This window comes from Bacillus sp. AFS073361 (assembly GCF_002567005.1).
Lineage (GTDB): Bacteria > Bacillota > Bacilli > Bacillales > Cytobacillaceae > Neobacillus.
The window spans coordinates 14,561-32,878 of the sequence record NZ_NUZU01000006.1 but is presented as its reverse complement, the minus strand read 5'-3'; the positions used below and the strand labels follow the sequence as shown (position 1 = coordinate 32,878).

Genomic DNA, 18,318 nt, shown 5'->3' with positions numbered 1-18,318 from the left:
TGTTTGAATACGGGCTTACAGATATCTTTTAACAATTAATAAGATTCGATCCTAACTGACATCAAGTTTCATCAATCTAGCGGTGCTAGGTCAATCTATTGGATACTAGTTTCTCACCCTTTTTACATTTAATTATGGTCCAATAATACAAAAAATGCCAGAACACTCCAATAAGGATATGTTCTGGCATTCCAACTGTAGAAAATAATTTGAGTGCATTTGTTTTTAGATTATATACTTTGCTGCGACTTATAAATAAATTTAAGAAAAGTGAACTCTACCTTTCAGGGATTGCATAAATACGAAACTAACAAAACTGGCACCCAGGTCTCAAGCAGTTTTGAAGACTGTGGAGGACACCAGTACCCCATTCAGCCCTCTATAAATCCTGTTATGTCAACGTTCCTAACGTATACCTCGACAGTCTTTTTACGAAGTTCTCTGCCAGCCATTCTGACCCATTGATTTTATTCGATGAACTAATGATCTTCTTTTTACACGTTCCGCCTGAGAACCTGATAATTTAGTAGCTTGATAATTATTGCGATTAGATACAGAAGAAATGGAGAATGGGACAACATTTATTTCTTTTTTATCGTTTAGCTTTCCATTCGTTAAATGAAAATTCTGTTGAAATACGTAAGTATCCTTATCCCGTGGGTTTCGATTTCCGCCAAACATGTAGTTCCCAAGACTATAAACAATAATCCTCTCTTAACAAATCATCGACTATTTGTAAAAACCTTCTGTCTTCATACGTTGGATTTACCTTCAAGTAATCTGGCAATGTCCAATATTTTTGGATGAAAAGAGGTGACATAATCTCACGAACCGGAAATTTTTCAAAAAATTTCTCCTTTAAGCCAAATAGCAGCTAAGTCTTTAGAGACGCCAGAAGACTGAGTTTCCTATCGTCCCCTTATACAAACGAAACTGTTTCCAAATTTAAAACCTTGATGAGCTGGGTTGAAACCCTGTTAAGGTAAATTATGTGCATGGCTGGGCTAGCTGTGTATGAATTACTTGTATTCCATTACTCGTAAAAGTCACTGGCTTAAATATTTCGAGTTTTTACATTATTATCAACCAACAATTTTATCCATTAACTGAAAAAATATTTATTATTTAAAAATAAAAAATCCCCACCTAAAAAATCGAGGGCACTGAAAAACTTACGTTTTTTATTCTTCAATCTCAATGCAAATTGCCTTTTTCCTTTTCTTTTTTATTCTTTTTCAATAAGAAGTTTTAAGATCCGCTTGAGATTAACTGCAAATATCGTTGTGGCTCCTTGAATCTCCATTCCAAATAGACCCGCAGATGATGCCGTTTCATACCCGTGTCTATGCTTTAACTCACTATTTTTTGCTTCAATTTTATAACGAGAGCGTGCAAGTTCTTTAAACTCTTCACTGTTTTGAAATGCCTCCTGATCCTTATGCTCAGTGGATTTTATTGAAACAGAATATGTTTTACTTTTTGCCCCTTCATTATAACAGCCCTCACGTAAAGGACATACTTTACATTTTTTAATATCAAAATAATAGGTATCTTTTTGATTTTTACCCTGACCTTTCTTACCTGTTCGTCCTTTACGTACTGCCATGTGACCTGCTTTACAAACGTACATACCAGCATCTTTATTAAACTCAAATTCATCCTCTTTCGCACGTCCACCTTGTGTGATTAGAGGATTCAGTTTAGAGACTAGTTGAAATTCTTCTTTTTTTGCATACTGGATATTTTCTTTTTCTGAATAAGCTGTATCACCAATAATTCTATCAATTGTCATGCCTGCTTCTTTACTTTTCTCTACTAAGTCTTTTAAATATTTACCATCACTTTTCTCACCAGTAGTAACAATAGCAGCTGTAATGATTCGTTCATCACTCATAGCTATATGTGTTTTAAATCCAAAGAAAGAAGAATCCGCTGTTTTGTGTCCGATACGTGCATCTGGATCAGTTGAAAAACTCAATTGTGATGCATAATCTTCTACAACTTCTTTTAGTACATTTAATTTTTCTTTAACAGCAGGAATCTCGGCGATTTGTGGTTCAGTTTCAACAACTGTAATGACTTGACGACAATAATCTAATTCATCGTTTACGTCGTTAGAAGTAGTTTTTGACGGGAATTTTTCTTTCATTGATTCATCTACTTGATAGACTGATTTTCGGACAATTTTTGATTTTTCTTGTAAAAACTCTTTCGGTGATTTTTGATTATAACGTGCTTTTGTATGTGTTGCATCCATGATAATTGTTTTGCTTTTAATGATCTCTTTTTCTAGAGCAATCTCAACGGTTTTGCCAATAAGCATATCTAATAAACCCACATCTTTAAGACGGAGTTTTCGGAATTTGGTTAAAGAGCTTGGGTCAATTACTGAATCCTCTGGAGCCATGTCGAGAAAATATTTAAATGACAGATCGTATTTGGAACGTTCTACAACATCTACATCAGACAAATCATAGATTGATTTAAGAAGTAAATATTTGAACATACGAACTGGTGAAACAGCATTGCGACCATTGTCAATACAATATTTTGATTTCAATTCTTCCTGTATGAATGAAAAATCTACAAGCTCATTAATTTTACGAAGCATATTATCTTTTGGTACAACAATATCGTATAAAGACATGAATGGGCTTAAGTTAAAAGATTCTTGATTTGAAATCATTTGGATACCACCTACGTACATTTGATAACAATATTATAAAGTAAAAAGGCAGTTGAAAGTTCATTGAACTTTCAACTGCCTTTATTAAATATTGGACTTTTTCAGTGCCCTCCTAAAATCAGGTGGGAATTTGCCTAGGTACATTTGCTGTTTAACGATCGCTGAAGCTAAAAGTTATTTTTCCTTTACGGCACTAACACCAAAGCTGGCTAAGTTGCCGATGTATTCTTTTTTCTCAGGGTATTTGTAGGTGTTAAGCTTGCTTGTTTTCTTACCTAGATCGACAATGGATTCAGCAAATTTCACTGCCGCTGTTACTCCATCGAGAACCGGTACACCTAACTCTTTTTCAAGGCTATTTGCAAATTCAGCCATACCTGCACATCCAAGCAAGATAGCTTCTGCCTTATCTTCCTCCACAGCCCTTTTTCCTTCCTGTCTTAATGTTTCAATGCCGCCTTCAGGATCTCTTTCAAAATCAAGCACTGCGAGTGGGGTACATCTGATGTTTAAGACACGTTTACTCATTCCATAGGAATCAACGAGTTCTTCTAACATCGTTTTAATTCTAGGCAACACAGTTACAACCGAAAATCTCGCAGCAAGCATAGATGCTAAATAAAGCGATGCTTCCGCAATCCCTACCACAGGTTTGTCAGTCACTTCTCTGGCAGCCTGTAATCCAGGGTCGCCATAGCAGGCAATAACATAAGCATCCACCCCTTCTTCTTCTCCCTTTTTAATCTCTTCAATCACCCCAGGAATGGCTAAGTACTCATCATAAAAGGATTCAATTGAAGATGGGCCCATTTTCGGGCTTACTGCAAGTATTTGTGTATCAGGACGCGCAGCGGCTAAGGCTGCATGTTCAATTCCTTTCGTCATCTCCAACGTCGTATTCGGATTGATTACTTTAATTTTCATTTTTTTATCCTCCCAATCTAATTCATAATCTAAACCATTAACTAATTTCAGAATGCTTTATGCTATTGAATCTAGATGTTGGGAAAGGTAAAATTGCAGGTTGAATCATTTATTATGTTTGTATTATTCATTTGAAACTTTCTTTCCTACCGATGTTGATACGGCCTGGTTTTGCTTAGATCGCATCAAGAAATAATAGGTAAGTCCGCCCACTATTATTCCTAAAAACCAGTTATAAGTATAGAGAGATTGTAGTGCAGGAACCACAAGGCCTATTAAGGCAACAATTGCACCTAGTATCATTGCGACAAAAGCCCGCGGATTCCATCCATTTCTATAGGTGTAATCCCCATCCTTAACGAAGAAACTATTTAAATCATATCGACGATTTTGGATTAAATAGTAATCTACTATCATAATGCCTGCTACTGGTCCTAGGGTCCCTCCAATGGCTCCTGCAATAGTAAAGATTAAATTTGCATTATTGATCCAGAGCCATGGTGCAAAAAATACACCTACTATTATGGAAATAATACCTGCTTTAACAAAATTGAGTTTACTAGGAACTAAATTGATCAAATCGTATGCCGGAGAAACAACGTTTGCAACAACATTGACTGAGAGAGTAGCAACTAATAGGGCGAATGCCCCCAATAAGACCACTACAGGTTGATCCTTAAATTGGAGCAGGACTTCTACCGGATTGGTAATCGGTTTACCGAAGGCCCTAATTGTTCCCACAGTAATCATGATGCTCATCAAACCAAAAAACGTCATCATTATCGGTAATCCAACAGCCTGGCCGATAGCTTGGTCCTTTTGGCTTTTGGCAAAACGTGTGAGGTCAGGGATATTTAATACTAAAGTAGCAAATCCTCCTATCATCCCCGTCACACCGATTAAAAAGCTGTTCCAAAATGCCCCGCCAGAAATTTTTGCCTCCACGGAGAAAATAGGCCCGATACCATTTGCTACTTTGATTGACCAAAAAACCAATCCTAAAGCTAAAACTATTACTAGTGGTCCAGCCCACAATTCAAAATTTCTGACCCGCTCCATTCCATGTGAAACCACCCAGGCATGCATCAGCCAGAACGCTGCAAAGCCTATCCAATCATTTAGTCCCATTCCCAAAAATGAGTAGGCTCCAAGGGAATCCCAGACAGGGTAAACGACACTAATGATGGCACCAACTGCTTTACTGCCCAAGTACGTCTGCACCGAAAACCAAAAAATGGCGATAACAGCACGAATCATTACAGGGAAATGGGCCCCTTTATAACCAAACGATGCCCTTATCAAAACAGGGAATGGCAGACCATATTTGGCTCCAGCAGCACTGTTAAACCAAAGTGCAACAATTAAGAATACGTTGGAAATGATAACTGCAGCTAATGCTTGCCAAGTGCTCATTCCAATGGCAATCAAGCCGCCAGCAAGTTCCTAGGAAACAATATTGTGAATCATTCCCATCCAGATCGCCGAGTAAGATAACCAACCCCAAGTTCTCTTTTCCTTGGGAATCGGAGCAAGATCCTCATTATATAAGGAAGACTCCGGGTTACTAATAATAGGTTTTGAATCCAAATGGATCACTTCTCCTTCAATTAAATTTTGGTGTCAGGCACCATCCGTGGACCATTTGTATAAATTGTCTTTTTGCAGTGTACATAAGGAGATTGTTTTAAAATACAAAATATTTCGAAAAATTCCATTGGATAAACCCTTTGTATGGCAGTCAAAGATGACTGCCATACTGTTGCATCATATATGCTTTAAAACTGTTTCAAAGAGCAGATTCGTACCGGCAGCGATATCCTCTATTTCTGCCCACTCTTTTGGGTTATGGCTTATTCCATTCCGGCACCGGACAAAGACCATGCCTATTTCGGTAATTTCTGCCAGAAACATCGCATCGTGTCCTGCTCCGCTAACCATTACGGGGGCTTCGATTCCAAGTTCCATGCTTGTTTCTGTTAAGGATTGAATAAGACTCTCTGAACACATTACTGGTGCAGCTACCATGTTCTTTTCAAATTCATATCCCAATCCTCTGGTCCTGCATACCTGAATAATCTTCTCTTCTATTTTTCCAATCACATGGTTCCTTCTATCCAGATCGATATCCCGAATATCAAGGGTAAATTCGATAGATTCTGGAATAATGTTGGTGCCACCAGGAAAAGCGGAGATGATCCCTACTGTACCAACAGTAGGTGCCTCAGGGTCATTCATACAAAGTCTTTCTACTTCTTGAATGATTTCTGCAGTTCCCACCATGGGATCTCGACGGAGACTCATTGGAACAGTTCCCGCATGTCCTGCTTCGCCAATGATCCTTACTTTGCACCAAGAAGGGCCGGCAATTCCACTGACAATCCCTATTGGGTATTCTTTGGTTTCTAAAAAGGGGCCCTGTTCAATATGCAACTCGTAATATTGCTTAATTTCACCTTTATTGCGTACTGATTGCTCGATTAAATCAGGATTAATACCGAAGCCAAAATTCTTAAGTGCATCATATCTTGTTACTTGGTTATCATCCACTTTTTGCAAATCTTGATACTTTATTTTACCGACCATCCCTCTGCTTCCAAATAATCCATCATTAAACCGTGAACCTTCTTCTTCACAGAATGCTACGACTTCAATTGGATGATCATGAACGATACTCTGTTCCGATAACGTATGAACAATTTCAATCCCAGCAAGGACTCCAATTACCCCATCAAATTTTCCGCCATTTCGCACAGAGTCAATATGGGAACCTATCATAACAGGCGGGAGGAAGGGATTCTGCCCCTCTTTCCGCCCAATTAAGTTACCAAAATGATCATGTCTTACCGTGAGCCCGGATTCTCTCATCCATTCAGAAACGAGAATAGTCGCTTCTCTATCTTCGTTAGACAATGCCAGACGTTGGACGCCATTATCAACAGTCTTTCCAATCTCGCCTAACTGCTCAATATGGAGCTTTATTCGTTCTTTACTGATCGTAACTGTTTTCATCGCCATCCTCCACTAAGTTAAACTAACGGTTCCTCAATTCACTTGTTTTCTGATAATCTATTGATTCATCCTCACAGATGAAAACTCCATATTCCCTTATAGCCTGTTTTTTTGTGATAAACCCATCCAGGTAATCGGAAAGAACCTTCTCTGGCTCTCTTTCGTGTGGATTTCCATATCCACCGCCACATGGACCTACAAGTTGAATCGTACTGCCTTCTTTTGCCTGTCTATTTGGTAGTTTAGAAGGAAGTTTTGTTACTTCTTTGGCCTCTTTGTCTTGGATGGATAAACTGCCGACTGAACCCGATTTTCCTTCATTAAAGCCCCAAGGTGCAAATTTATAGCCATCCGCTTCCACTGAGAAACTGCCATCAGCCAAGAACGTGACCTCACGGATCGAACCAATTCCACCACGCCACTTGCCTGGAGCACTTTCGTTATCTCTTAGCTCGTAACGATTTACTCGTAAAGGATAGTGAGATTCAATATCTTCAATTGGGTTATTTCGTGTGTTCGCGTATAAGGTATCAACCGCATCCATGCCATCTTTCCCATAGCGTCCTCCATAGCTGCCTTCCATGATATCCATGTACACCCAGTAATTTTCATCCTCATTTTTTCCGCTGAATGCCACAACTTGAAGGTTTCCTACACCAGCACTGACCTGATGTGGAACTACTTGTGCCAATGCTTTCATTAATGTATCGGCGACAATATTTCCAGAGTTAAACCGTGCGATGGTCGGTGCCGGAAAAATTGGATTACATAATGTTCCTTTAGGAGCGACAATTTTAATCGGTCTAATTAAGCCAGAATTTTGCGGGAAATTTCCGTATACAGTTGAATCCAGTAAAATGGATCGTAAGGTTAGATAAATCGCAATATCGACTGTTCCTATTAAAGGCATATTAATTGGTTTATCTGTCACCTGAGGGGCAGTCCCTGTCAAGTCAACCGTTAAATCACTGCCATCAACCTTTACGGTCACCTTAATTCTTAAATCCTTTTTAGCCGGGTCTTCACTATCTAAATATCCATCCAAAAAGCCTTCCGCTGTGTATTCTCCATTCGGCAGCTTTTTAATCGCATCTCTCATCATCTTTTCCGAGTAATTCATCAATTCTTCACTTGCTGCTTGAACCGTATCTAACCCATATTTTTCAATGATTTCAATATATCTTTGTGCCCCAATCTTAGCAGCTGCAATTTGGGCTTCCATATCACCAACGACCAATTTCGATGCCCGAATGTTATCGTATAAAATATCCCAAATATATCGGTTTTTGACGCCTTTTTCATACACCTTAATCGCCTTAAATTGAAGACCTTCAGCATAGGCATCTACTGCGTCCACAATTCCGCAGCTTCCTGGTGTGGATGCCCCAATATCAAGATGGTGAGCGGTAGTAACTGAAAAGCCAATCAGCTCTTCTTGGTAGAATACGGGAATACAAAATCCAACATCCGGACCGTGGGAGGCACCATGATACGGTGAATTATGCATAATGACATCGCCAGGATTAAACGTATCATTGCGCTCCTCCATAATCTGACGGATTCCATTTACATAACCTGGAATAGGACCCGATTGAAGCGGAGTGCTATGTGATGACTCGCATAACTGCTGCCCTTTAATATCAACAAGAGCACAGCCAAAATCTTCTGATTCTCGGATAATACTAGAATAAGACATCCGCGCAAGCTTGTGCCCCATTTCAACTGCAACATTTTCTAAAGCTCCAAGGACGACTTGGACTGTGATCGGATCGATTTTTTTGGTTTCAGTACTGATTTGTGACATAACTATACACCTACCTTGATAATCATATTTCCGAATTCCTCAATAAAAGCCGTACAGTTAGGAGGAATAACAGTGGTTGTATCTTTTTGCAGAACAATACATGGACCATAAAATTCTTGACCAACAGGCAACTTTTCTCTTTGATAAAATTTTGTCTCTACTTTTTCAAGACTTCCATTCACATTAAAAGTAGTTACACCCGTTTTTAATAATGCATCTTCTAATTCAAAGTCATGATGAATGGCTTGCTTTTCAATTTTTGGCATGTAGCCCAAACCAGTCACACGTATGTTAACAAACTCAATCGGACTTTCAAGGAAGTTGTGTCCATACTCCCCTTTATGACTTTCGTGGAAATTATCCAATGCTTCAACAATTGTTTCTTGGTCAAGCAATCCATTAGGCAAATCAACCCGCAGTTCATATCCCTGTCCGGCGTATCGGCAATCAGCACTGCGAAGAATTTGAATTTCCTTTTCAGACACTCCATCCTCTTTCAATTGTTGAATCAATTGATTTTCCAAAGTACTAAAATCTTCATTCAAAGTATTGAAATCCAAATTCGTACTAATCATGAATTCAGTTTTGATGACGTCATACTTTAAATCGGTTGTTAATAGACCAGTGGCAGAATTAATTCCTGGATATAGCGGGATGATTACTTCTGGGATATTTAAGATTTGGGCCACGTCTACAGCGTGTAACGGACCTGCACCACCAAATGCTACCAATGAAAACTCTCTAGGGTCCTCGCCTTTTTGAATGGTTTTTTCACGAATCGCATTTGCCATATTGTTATTCATGATTTGAAGAACACCTTCAGCGGTTCTTTCTCTGCTTAAATCGAGTTTTTCTGCCAATTCGTCAATTACTTTATAAGCCGCATTCGAATAGATTTTCATCTCTCCACCAAGGAAGTTGTGCTCATCGATTCTTCCTAAAACAACATTCGCGTCACTAACAGTCGGTTTTAAACCTCCATGACCATAGCAAGCTGGCCCTGGACGAGAACCTGCGCTCCTAGGTCCTACTTTGAATGCTCCGCCTTCATCGATGTGGGCAATACTTCCCCCGCCTGCTCCAATTGTATGAATATCAATCATCGGTACCATGACTGGATATCCGGCAATCCAAGTGTCACGAGCTGAGGATTCACTATACCCGTTACCTGTGATGATACCGATATCTGCACTTGTTCCTCCAACATCAAAGGTGATTAATTTCTCGCGATTTGTTAATTCACCGGCCCATGCTCCACCTAATATTCCTGCGGCAGGACCTGATAGAAGTGTATTTACAGGCTTTTCTGAAACAGTTTTAGGTGTGGCGACTCCACCGTTTGAGCACATGATGTGAAGTTCAGCAGGAATTCCAGAATCCTTCAACCGCTGTTCAAGGTTCTGAATGTAACTTTTAACTTTAGGTCCAACAAAACCGTTAATAGAAGCAGTGGTAAAGCGTTCAAATTCACGGAATTGTGGTGAAACATCAGACGATACAGTAATAAATGCTTCTGGGTAATCTTCTTCAATAATTTCCTTGACTCGTTGTTCATGTGCAGGATTAATATATGAAAATAGGAAGTTGACAATAATGGAATCTACTCCCTTTTCCTTTAATGCGGCTACAGCTGCACGTACTTGATCTTCATCTAATGAAGTAATAACCTGGTCCTTTACAGGACCCATTCTTTCCGCGACGGCAACCCGATTCCTTCGTTGCACGAGAGGTCGATCCTGCCAAGGGATTTCCTGCATAATCGAATAATTTTGCGGACGTTGATGGCGTCCGATATGTATGATGTCCCTATATCCTTCTGTGGTGATCATACCTGTTTTAGCCCCGTCATATTCAAGGATTGCATTTGTAGCAATGGTCGTTCCATGGAATACGTGATCAATTTCTGTTTTATTAATATTCTGACGTTCACACAGTTCAAGAATTCCATTAACAACACCTGTTGATGGATCTTCTAATGTGGTTGGCACTTTATGAATAGCTGTTATCCTTTTTTCCGTATCACTGTAGATGACATCTGTGAAAGTTCCCCCTACATCAACGCCAAATAATTTCATAATGCATTTCCTCCTTTTTATTTGCTTATACTTAATATTGCAAGAACCGTGCCAAAGTGAAAATGTTAATATAATAGCTTTCCTGATTTAGAGCTTTTATCAAAATTGCAGAACTGCAATTTAATCTTCAAAGTTAGACACCTTTGCATCTAAAAATTCTCAATTTTTAAATTAATCAAAAAAAGTAAACAAACATACCAAACACCGCTATTAATAGTTCTTAAAATTTCTAATAGATGGATAAAAGGGAAAATTGCAAAATCACAATTGATATTGCGATCTTGCAATTTTGATATTGTACTTTTGCACTTTTCGAGTAATTGTTGCTGGATCTACCCCAAGTTTTTTACTTGCTTCCTTCATAGTGGGAGACGATTCTAATGCTTGTAGGATCATCTTTTTTTCAAACAACTCCATTTCATGCTTTAAATTCCCATGAATATACTCATCAGTTTTAGTCCTTGATTTTACAAATTTATCTGGTAAGGACTTTAGCTCAATATGTTGTAATGAAGATGTGAGGACAAGCCTTTCAATTGTATTTTGTAATTCTCTCACATTCCCCTTCCATTCATAATCTATAAAAAACTGTACTACTTCTTTATCGATTGTTTTATAGAGTTTGTATTTTTGATTAAATGTATCTAAAAAATGGCTAATCATAAAGGGAATATCCTCTTTTCGCTCAGCCAATGGGGGGATGACAATAGGAATTACAAACAAACGATAATATAAATCTTCTCGGAATGTTCCCTGTTTGACCATATCCTCCAAATTGCGATTGGTTGCCGTAATAAAGCGGACATCCACTTGTACTGGTTTCGTTTCTCCAAGTGGCGTAAACTGCTTTTCTTGTAATAATTGAAGTAATTTCGCCTGTAAATTAAGCGGTAATTCTCCGACCTCATCTAAAAATAAAGTACCTTTATCAGCGGCTAAAGCTAACCCCTTTTTCCCCTCTTTATTTCCGCCAGTAAATGTACCTTTTGCATAACCAAACAGTTCTGATTCCATAATACTTTCAGGAATGGCACCACAATTTATCTTAATAAAAGGAGCATCTTTTCTATTACTCAATTGATGAATCGTTCTAGCTAAAACTTCTTTGCCTACACCTGTTTCTCCGTGTAGGAAAATGGTAGCATCTACATCCGCTACTCTGCAGGCAAGCTCATAAACCTCTTCCATTGCCTTTGATTTAAACACAAAACTTTGCTCTTGCTTTTGAAATATATTTAGTTGCTGTTGATAGTAATCGAGTACAGCTTTTGTTTCTTCTAATTTTTTTTGCAGGTTAGCAATCTCTGTTACATCCTTTGAAATATTAATTACCTTGCTTAACGTCCCATCAGCATGGAATATTGGATGTCCTTCAACCATCAATCGTCGCCCGAATTTCGTTACTTGGTGCATCTTTACTCTACCTTTATTCCGAATGACATGTAGGGTTGAGGACGTATCAATGACGCCATTCTTTTCTAATGCCGATGCCACTTTACCTACTAATTCAAATTCCTTAACACCTAGGATTTGCTCACAAGTATTATTCACACGTAATACTTTTCCATTGGCATCCGTAATCGTAACTAATTCACCGCTCAAATTCATAATTGCTTCTAATTCCTGCTTTAAATCTATTACTCTAGAAGAATGGTCGATAAAATCATGATAGGTATGATCATCTAAAAAAACAATCCCTCCCAGTTTTTCTGGAACTAAGGAAATATTCATTAGACACAGATTGATATTAGTTGTATACTCGATAATCTCAAAATTTCCGTCTTTAATGACTTTTATTATGCTGCTCCCTGGCAATACCTCTTGAATAAATTTCATATAGGGCTTTTTTATCTTTAGAATATCCTCACATACGGGGTTAGCATATTGGATTTCACCTTTAAAATCTACTAATAGCAAGCCAAAAGGAAAGTTGACACCTATTTCATGTAATGGAAACATATTTTGTTCCTCCAGACTCCTTGGTATTTTAAGATTATAAAATATATTATAAATTAGATTTGTTTATTTATCCTTCTAATTATTAGACAATTGCTACTATTTCAACTTGAAAGACAACATTAAAGTGCCACACCATCCAATTACTCAGTGCCATTGCAGAAGTATATTCTCAAGATGATAACAAAGAGAAGTTTGTCCGTGACTTTATCGCTGCCTGGGTTAAGGTGATGAATGCTGACCGCTTTGATTTGAAAGCCGTTGAACAGAAAAAAGCACAATTTGCGGGTAAATAAGCCATAGGTTATGTTGATTTTTGTGAGGGTATAAGAATTCATAAGCGGAGGATTTCCGGCTAATGATATTGAGGTTTGTTAAAAAGTTGCAATAGAAGGAGATATTCCGCTTAACCGCTTGAAATAACACAATATCCACCGATTTGAATCATATAAGCGGAAAATCTCCTCTTATAATTGAAGAAGTAGGGGTATTTTCCAAAATAGCCGGAATTTCTTCCTTTATATTTGGAAGTCAACATTTCGTTATTTTCAGAGCCTAGTTATACAAAGAAACCGCCGTCAATTTGACGGCGGTTTTTGACATTGATGCCAGGTATATCATTATTAATAAGGGCCCGCTTCGTGCCCTTTCTTCACAGCCTCTTTTGTCGCTTCGTTGGCCGCAATGGTTCCCTGCCCAAATTTCGATTTACCCGCTTCACGGCCTGGAACTTGATTTTCCGCCTTCATTTCTTGGATATCTTTCATTACCTGTTCGATCCCTTTCCTTCACACGGCGGCCATAGTCTTCATCGGCTTGGGTGAAATGATGGATCATGGCATCTTGAATTCGTTTGTCACAGATTGCCAGTGCTTCAGACAGGTTTTTGATTAATTCATCGCGCTCCCAATCCTGGAAAAGCAGGTAAAAAACACCCACTGAAGTTAATAGTAGGTGTTTGGCATTGTTTCGGTTCGATAGATACCAGCAACTAAAACACGCTTAAATAAATACCTTACCTTTCCCTCTCACAAAATCCCGCGATAGCTGGAAAACTCTTGAATTCCTTCCTCATGTCACGAAACGCAATCACACCATTTCCTCTATCGAGCTGGTAATCTAGCGAATACTCGTGACAATTCAATGGGTTTTGATGAAATGTGTTGGTATAAAATTGGATGGCCTCCCGATCGTTGGCTGCAAAGATAAAAACAAAATCCTTCTGGTTCATTTTCAGTGAGAAGATGCTCACTTTATGAAAGCCTAATACATTGTTTTGAATCAATTCCTTTACTTTCTGATGGTCCGCTCGATCTAAATCTTTGATGGAAAAGTTGTCCTCTAATGAAATTTTCTTCTCTGCTAGTAAATGGTAGATGTAATGTGCCAATGATGATTCTTCATAACGGAAACAATCCATATATAGTTCTTTCACAATCATGTGATCACACCTCAATATAAGTAATTTCGGCTAAATAGAAGTTACAACGGCAGATTCGATTCCTTTCGTTCCACAATCCTTCCTGTTTCCTGGTTGTAATTTACAGCGAGGCTTCCAACAGGACCATTTCGATTTTTCGATATGATGATTTCAAGGGAATGATCCTGCGAGTTCTTGTCATAATACGCTTCACGATACAAGAACAAAATGACATCGGCATCCTGCTCCACACTGCCCGATTCTCGAATATCAGACATCATCGGCCGTTTATCAGCTCGTGATTCCACTGAGCGATTGAGCTGCGCCAGACAAATGACGGGGCAATCATAATCCTTTGCCATCGTTTTCAGGGATTTCGATATTTCGGTGATTTGTAAATGAGAATTCCCGCCGAAAAATTGCCCTGAACGGATGAGGGTTAGATAATCGATAAACAGGATTGGTTTCTTGTATGGAAATTGATTCATCAGCTTTCTCGTTTTTGCTCTCATTTCTGCAATCGTTTGGCCACCCCCATCAAAAATTTGGATATGGGTTTCACTGAGGTTACTAATCACATCTGACCATCTATTCTTTTGATTTGAACTGAGCATTCTTTTTGGATCCCGCATTTTAGCCCGGTTAAAGCCCCCTGTCGATGCCATTAATCGCGAAGTTATCAGCTTTTCAGGCATCTCTAAGGAAAAGACGAGGGGCAGAAATCCTGCCCAACCCGACATTTTTGCAAAATGGAGCATCATGTCGGTTTTTCCCATCGATGGTCTGGCGGCGAGAATCGTCACTTCCCCATTCCGAAAGCCACCCGTTACTTTATCGAGGTGTTCGATACCCGTTGTTGCCTGTTCCGTGAGTTTTTGATCTTCCCAGGGAGCCTCATAAATATCTGCCAACGCATTTTGCAGGGAGGTGTGATCATCCATTTTCATTTGGTTAATTTTATCCAATTCGGCAATGACTCTGGCAATCTCCCAATCATTCATGGCAGCAACGGTTAAGATGTTTCTCTTTTCCCTTTCCTTCCACGAGTCAAGAATCAGTGTCTCCATTGCATCAAATTTCTCCACATCCGCATATGCTAACAGTTCCGAAAGGTAAGACATGCCCCCGAATGATTCGAGTTCAGGTAAGGTGGTAAAGGTAATCAAATCAACATTCTTCCCCACACGGTTAAACTCGACCATTCTTCGCATGATTTCTTTATGCCGTGTACTTTCCAGATGTTCAGGTTGGACCACGGTATCCTTGAGTAAATACTCCGCCTTCATCAAGCTTCCTAAGAACGCTTTTTCCGCGATACTCATTCCTCTTCACCTGCCGTAAAATCGAGATTAATTCCACGTGGAATATCTCTTCCTGAAGAAAACGGTGCAGTTGATTGCCTTTGTACAGGCCTTTGCTTCTCTTGATAGGAATCGATTTCTTCTACGGTCAATAGATTTTCATTTTCCCAGTTTTTTAGAATTCCAACCACATAGTTCAACTTTCGCTTGTTACTGGCACAGGCAATATTCATGGCTTTTAATATGATCTCTTTCGGCTGCAAGAAGCTAGAATCATCAAACCAAATTAACAGCTGCTGTTTCGCATTTATGTTCGTGAAACCAAATCCATTGTTGTCCCAAAACTCCACAATTTCTTTAACAACCACCTCTTTTTGATTCGTTCGTGACGGAAGCTCGCTGTCTGGATTTTCCACTATATTTGGTTGAAAAGATTCTTGTTGTTTTTTATTTTTATTTTTATTTTCATTTTCTTTTTGTCCACGTACCGTATAACGAGACGAGAACGAATCATCTAACATCTCGTCATCCTCTTCTATGTATGGATAACTTTCATCTTGGCCTCTATATTCCCCGTTAAATAACAGTTCATCTTGTCCACAAAACGAATCAAAAAGACTACGCATTTCTTCCTTAAGAATGGATTCCGAAACATATCGAATCAGCGAGGTATCCACCACTTCCTTTAGTTCGGAATAAATACAATCCATGATCGGTTTCCCGCCTTTATGCAGGTTATTTCTTGCCCAGTCTTTAATGGCAAGTTCTCTTGTTTCTGGATTGTAACGAATCAATTTGTGAAGATCCGTGAACCGTTCCATTAACGCATGAACACTCTCAATCGAATAACCCAAATCAAAAGCCATCTGTTTTTTGGTAATTTTATAGATTCCAATTTGGGTTGTTTCTGGATTGGTCAGTAGATACAAATAGAAATATTTGTCCTCCGGACTCATCTCCTCAGAAACCATTGGATTCTTCCAAAAATCCGTGCGCACCATTCGATACTTTGCCATCTTCCACCACTGCCTTTCTTCTACTAAAATTCCTTCAAACTTTATATAGAAATAGATGAAGAAAAAGGTCATATGTTTTTCATTAATATGTGGATAATTTATGACACCTTTTCATCAACTTGTCCTTTGCGAGGGCCTTTTAGTGAAATTCCTCGTCTCAGTTCTTCTACAATATATCGAGATCGGTGGAATCTAGCGAATGACCATTTTTCATATTTGAGGGCAATTTTAGAGCGTAAACGTCAAAAAACGCCTCCAAATTTGATTTTTGGAGGCGTTTTTTGCCATTTCAGTCACTTTTGAGCTTATTTTCAGACGAAGCTATTTATCCTGTTTTAGGAGAACAATATAATACTATTCGCATGGACCTGATTGGGTGTTTCTACAATGGAACATTTTTTTCCAATCTCTGATTCGGGAAATCTGCTTAATTGATTAAACTTTAACCCGGATACGTTGACTTCGCCCCATGGATAAATCCAGGGGATTTTTTTTTAAACCTTCATAAAAGCTGCCTGTCGGTGGTGGCTTCAGGATTAAATGTAGAACAATCCGAATAACTGTTGTACTTGAAGTTGTTACTGTGATGTTGAACATTTTATTTCTAGCACAAAAGGGTGGCCAACACAGCTTTAAGGCTACCCTTTCCTCATTTGAACATCTTATGTCTTCTTAAAAAGGTACGGTGACACTATTCTCTAATAATGGAGTCTCTACCTCTACACCTAATTTTTTAAATAGTTTAGCAATGGTTTTCATACCACTTTCAGGGTTAATTTTGGTTTCAATGTAAAATGTCTCACCCGTTATGATAGATTCATAGGTATGAATGGAGGCAAACTTTTTTCTGTTTTTATGGATAGGTTGAAACGCTATAGCATAACGATTTCCTCTGTCTCCGCCTCCAAGAATAAAGCCTTCTTCTATAAGCTGACGTAGAGGGAGATTATGCTCTTCAATCCACTGTAAAGTTTCTTTCCAAAGTTCCGGAACAGATTTTCCATAGATAACAGTTTCTTTCCCCTCATGTTTAATTAGCATCTGGAGTTCGTCCCATCTCTTAAAAATGTTTCTTTGGAATCCAGTTGAAAAATTCCATATCTCTTCGACATCGTTTTCCTCATTAAGGATCCATTTGATCGTTCTAAATACTTCACCATAAGTATCGTTGACAACAGTGCTGACATAATTCCTTTCATCACTGTCCTCTTCATTTGATATTTTCGCAATCGCTTTAAACACATCTTCAAAGCGATCATATATGGAACGGACCAAGGTTCGTTCTTCTTCAATGGTAGCCAATTTTTCCCGTTTACCTTTATAAGGCATCCGTAATGCATCTACATACTGCTGAATAATCGGTTTGGCGTAAATGCTTAAATCTGGATTTTCCAGGCAAGGCATTAGAACAATGTCCACTAGCTGCTGATAGTCGATTCCGAACCATTTGGAACTGCCAAACGTGGCTTCATTTGATTCTTTTATTTGGCTTTTTGGTACTAAGCCTACTAGCATAAACGTTTCGTCTTTAAACTTCTCTTCGAATTTTCTTAAGTATTTATTGCATTGATTTACATCCACCCTGGCATAAACCTTTTGCTCAACAGCAAGGATTAACTTTTTTTCCTTGCCTGGGTCTTTTTCATCGACGATATTTACCTTAAAAAAGACATCCAGCCTCCCTTTGTCGTCGTTTTTTTCTATTTCCTCGATGGTTTCCTGCTCATCGATACCAAGTTTGTTGATATCCTTTTCGGCTATAACTTCAGGATTTCTGAATTGATTTACATTGAGCATGGCTAAATCGGTAATGTCGTCAATATTTTCTTCAGCGGATTCGGCAATAGCCATTAAGAATCTCTGGAACGGATAATAGCCTAGCATATGTCTTTCTGTGGGATCTAGAAGCCAAGATAAGAATCTTGAATGCCAAGTTTCTAAATGGGTAGCCCCAACAACATGAAAGACATTCGGCCGATCAATCAGGAATTTTAAAGCGACAAATTCTTTGTCCATCGTTAGTTCATAAAGCATTCTTTTCAGTGATTTCATTATGTATTCCTCCATATTTCAATGAACTTGAAACAAATCCTCTTATTACTATTCATTATAATGAAAAGGGGTATG

At 38.6% G+C, this 18,318-nt stretch carries 10 protein-coding genes and 3 pseudogenes; all 13 read right to left on the bottom strand.

Annotation, left to right across the window (positions count from 1 at the left end; all coding sequences use genetic code 11):
* Positions 1-391: 391 nt before the first annotated feature.
* Positions 392-711 (bottom strand): annotated as a pseudogene (locus COJ96_RS04410) (hypothetical protein); the annotation flags it as partial.
* Between the two features lie 514 nt (positions 712-1,225).
* Entirely contained in the window at positions 1,226-2,686 is a 1,461-nt protein-coding gene (locus COJ96_RS04405) for an IS1182 family transposase (protein WP_098571766.1), read from the bottom strand.
* A 174-nt stretch (positions 2,687-2,860) separates the two neighbouring features.
* Complete coding sequence (locus COJ96_RS04400; protein ID WP_098571765.1) at positions 2,861-3,610, bottom strand: aspartate/glutamate racemase family protein; 750 nt, start codon at positions 3,608-3,610, stop codon at positions 2,861-2,863.
* A gap of 123 nt (positions 3,611-3,733) precedes the next feature.
* A pseudogene (locus COJ96_RS04395) lies at positions 3,734-5,206 on the bottom strand (NCS1 family nucleobase:cation symporter-1).
* A 168-nt stretch (positions 5,207-5,374) separates the two neighbouring features.
* Complete coding sequence (locus COJ96_RS04390; RefSeq protein WP_098571764.1) at positions 5,375-6,619, bottom strand: hydantoinase/carbamoylase family amidase; 1,245 nt, start codon at positions 6,617-6,619, stop codon at positions 5,375-5,377.
* Positions 6,620-6,641: 22 nt separating this feature from the next.
* Positions 6,642-8,423, bottom strand: coding sequence for a hydantoinase B/oxoprolinase family protein (locus COJ96_RS04385; protein WP_098571763.1), 1,782 nt, complete (start codon positions 8,421-8,423; stop codon positions 6,642-6,644).
* 2 nt (positions 8,424-8,425) lie between these two features.
* Positions 8,426-10,498, bottom strand: coding sequence for a hydantoinase/oxoprolinase family protein (locus COJ96_RS04380; RefSeq protein WP_098571762.1), 2,073 nt, complete (start codon positions 10,496-10,498; stop codon positions 8,426-8,428).
* A gap of 261 nt (positions 10,499-10,759) precedes the next feature.
* Positions 10,760-12,457 (bottom strand): sigma-54 interaction domain-containing protein, encoded by a 1,698-nt coding sequence (locus tag COJ96_RS04375; protein ID WP_098571761.1) that lies wholly within the window; start codon positions 12,455-12,457, stop codon positions 10,760-10,762.
* Positions 12,458-13,077: 620 nt separating this feature from the next.
* Positions 13,078-13,390 (bottom strand): annotated as a pseudogene (locus COJ96_RS29475) (catalase-related domain-containing protein); the annotation flags it as partial.
* A 79-nt stretch (positions 13,391-13,469) separates the two neighbouring features.
* Positions 13,470-13,895 (bottom strand): hypothetical protein, encoded by a 426-nt coding sequence (locus COJ96_RS04365; protein WP_098571760.1) that lies wholly within the window; start codon positions 13,893-13,895, stop codon positions 13,470-13,472.
* A 41-nt stretch (positions 13,896-13,936) separates the two neighbouring features.
* On the bottom strand, positions 13,937-15,196 hold the full coding sequence (locus COJ96_RS04360) for a DnaB-like helicase C-terminal domain-containing protein (RefSeq protein WP_098571759.1): 1,260 nt from the start codon (positions 15,194-15,196) through the stop codon (positions 13,937-13,939).
* On the bottom strand, positions 15,193-16,191 hold the full coding sequence (locus tag COJ96_RS04355; protein WP_257148415.1) for a DnaD domain-containing protein: 999 nt from the start codon (positions 16,189-16,191) through the stop codon (positions 15,193-15,195). Before COJ96_RS04355 ends, COJ96_RS04360 begins: the two co-directional genes overlap by 4 nt.
* A gap of 672 nt (positions 16,192-16,863) precedes the next feature.
* Positions 16,864-18,243 carry a PD-(D/E)XK nuclease family protein gene (locus COJ96_RS04350; RefSeq protein WP_180229974.1) on the bottom strand — a complete coding sequence of 460 codons (1,380 nt, stop codon included), beginning with the start codon at positions 18,241-18,243 and terminating at the stop codon, positions 16,864-16,866.
* Positions 18,244-18,318: the final 75 nt, after the last annotated feature.

Coding starts and splice junctions, on each gene's coding strand:
- COJ96_RS04405 (WP_098571766.1), bottom strand. CDS start 2,686: ATGATTTCAAATCAAGAATCTTTTAACTTAAGCCCATTCATGTCTTTA.
- COJ96_RS04400 (WP_098571765.1), bottom strand. CDS start 3,610: ATGAAAATTAAAGTAATCAATCCGAATACGACGTTGGAGATGACGAAA.
- COJ96_RS04390 (WP_098571764.1), bottom strand. CDS start 6,619: ATGAAAACAGTTACGATCAGTAAAGAACGAATAAAGCTCCATATTGAG.
- COJ96_RS04385 (WP_098571763.1), bottom strand. CDS start 8,423: ATGTCACAAATCAGTACTGAAACCAAAAAAATCGATCCGATCACAGTC.
- COJ96_RS04380 (WP_098571762.1), bottom strand. CDS start 10,498: ATGAAATTATTTGGCGTTGATGTAGGGGGAACTTTCACAGATGTCATC.
- COJ96_RS04375 (WP_098571761.1), bottom strand. CDS start 12,457: ATGTTTCCATTACATGAAATAGGTGTCAACTTTCCTTTTGGCTTGCTA.
- COJ96_RS04365 (WP_098571760.1), bottom strand. CDS start 13,895: ATGATTGTGAAAGAACTATATATGGATTGTTTCCGTTATGAAGAATCA.
- COJ96_RS04360 (WP_098571759.1), bottom strand. CDS start 15,196: ATGAGTATCGCGGAAAAAGCGTTCTTAGGAAGCTTGATGAAGGCGGAG.
- COJ96_RS04355 (WP_257148415.1), bottom strand. CDS start 16,191: ATGGCAAAGTATCGAATGGTGCGCACGGATTTTTGGAAGAATCCAATG.
- COJ96_RS04350 (WP_180229974.1), bottom strand. CDS start 18,243: ATGAAATCACTGAAAAGAATGCTTTATGAACTAACGATGGACAAAGAA.